The sequence below is a fragment of the Shewanella sp. genome, from assembly GCF_013214165.1.
Taxonomy (GTDB): domain Bacteria; phylum Pseudomonadota; class Gammaproteobacteria; order Enterobacterales; family Shewanellaceae; genus Shewanella.
This window is the reverse complement of the sequence record NZ_JABSSM010000178.1, coordinates 1-1916: the sequence shown is the minus strand read 5'-3', so window position 1 is coordinate 1916 and position 1916 is coordinate 1. Positions and strand designations below refer to the sequence as shown.

Annotated in this window: 2 protein-coding genes; both read left to right on the top strand. The window is 48.8% G+C overall.

The annotated features are described in order from the left end of the window. Positions 1-125, top strand: a 125-nt coding sequence (locus HRU42_RS21100) for a CreA family protein (protein WP_295034061.1), incomplete at its 5' end; no start/stop codon positions are given. A gap of 46 nt (positions 126-171) precedes the next feature. Next, positions 172-1032 carry a sulfurtransferase gene (locus tag HRU42_RS21095; protein WP_295034059.1) on the top strand — a complete coding sequence of 287 codons (861 nt, stop codon included), beginning with the start codon at positions 172-174 and terminating at the stop codon, positions 1030-1032. The last annotated feature ends 884 nt before the right edge of the window (positions 1033-1916 follow it).

The window sequence follows — 1916 nt, the reverse complement described above, 5'->3', positions numbered from 1 at the left end:
ACCAAACCTTACTGTATCTTTCATATTCCACCAAAGAGACTCAAGGTAGCCATAAGCACGCCTTATCGACCGTGCCACTGTATAACACAGGTGCATGGCAGGCCCCCGGAGTTCCGGTTCAATAGCGAGTTACGCATTGTTAGCTAAGAGAAGAGTCGAATGAAGCAAGCGATAAAGTCAGCCCTAGTCACAACCCAGTGGCTCGAACAACACCTAAATGATGATAAGCTCATCGTGCTCGACGCGAGCATGGAAAAGGTGGTGGGGAAATCACAGCTCCTCTATGACACATTCAGCTGTATTGCCGGTGCCAAGAAACTCGATCTCGAAAATGAACTTTGCGATCTAACCTCAAAGCAGACCCATGCGTTTCCTACGGTAGCTCAGTTTATTGACATCATTTCTGGATTAGGGATCTCTCAGGCTAGCCAGGTGGTGATTTATGACAATCAAGGAATTTACTCATCTCCCAGGGCCTGGTGGATCTTCAAGGTGATGGGATTTGAGCATGTCTATGTGCTTGATGGTGGCTTACCCCGATGGTTAGCCGAAGGCAGGGCGACTGCTAGTCGATTGTCAGATTCAACTCTTGCCGATTCAGTTTTAGGAGGGGCAAGTGACCTTAAGGTGAATGTGCAGGATTCTTGGGTATGTGATTCAACTTACCTGCTCAATAAGCTGTCGGATAAAGACATCAGTATTTTCGATGCACGCGGAGCGGCGCGTTTTTCAGGTCAGGCACCTGAGCCCAGAGAAGGGGTTCGTAGCGGCCATATCCCCAACTCGGTTAACCTGCCTTTCTCTCAAGTCTTGGATGGTCATGGTCTAAAAACCACGGCAGAACTGCAACAGATTTTTGCCGGGCTTGCTAGTGAGCAAGATTCTCAGCGTATTTTCAGCTGCGGCTCAGGGATCACCGCCTGCATCTTGATCTTGGCATCGGTAGAGGCGGGTTATCAGTACAACGTCCTCTACGACGGCTCTTGGGCACAGTGGGGCTATGATCATCAGCTGCCGATAGAGTCCTACTGACCTGTATCATTAACGGGTCATATTTAGCCTGCAGCTCGAGCACATTTTCGCGTTTAGCTTTGTGGTGATTTAATTGGAACGATTTGAACATTGATCCTCAATGTGTCTTTCCCGCGATGCTTGTGGGCGGGAATCCAGCCCCTTTGGCTAGCCTTCGAATGAAGGCGGATCACATTTTCTCGGGTTCATTCGGCTATTTTGATATTTGGCAGAGTGTTTGAAGGTCGACCCTTCATGGTTATCTATCACTTGCCGTGGGCCTTTATGCAGATACTTCTGCGAGATGCCGCTAGTACAATCCCTGTAGGCTCTGCGGCAGCGTCCATGCTGCCGAAGCTCGCAGCCGCATCTACACTGGCTGATTTTCTCTCTTCGATTAAGCGTTTCTAATTGTCGATAGTTTCTCTATTGCTGGTCATTCTCGTAATATGGGATCGCAATTCAATACTGGTCTTTCCCGCGATGTTTGTGGGCGGGAATCCAGCCCCTTTGGCTAGCCTTCGAATGAAGGCTGATCCCATTTTCAATTGATATATTTGGTGTTGGGTTAGGTTATTGAAGGTCCTACCTTCTTGGTAACCTACCGCTTCCCAGCGGGGTATGTGCAGATACTTCTGCGAGACGCCGCGAGTACAGTCCCTGTAGGCTCTGCCAAAAAGTCCCTTTTTTGGAAGCTCGCAGCCGCATCTACACCTGAGTTTATCAAAGCAGGTTATTTGTTTGTTGAACCTCTATATGGGATAGCAATTCAACACTCGTCTTTCCCGCAATGCTTGTGGGCGGGAATCCAGCCCCTTTGGCTAGCCTTCGAATGAAGGCTGATCACATTTTTGGTTAGCTTTTGGCTGACTTGGTATTGGCCAGTGAGTTTGAGGTCGTTCCTT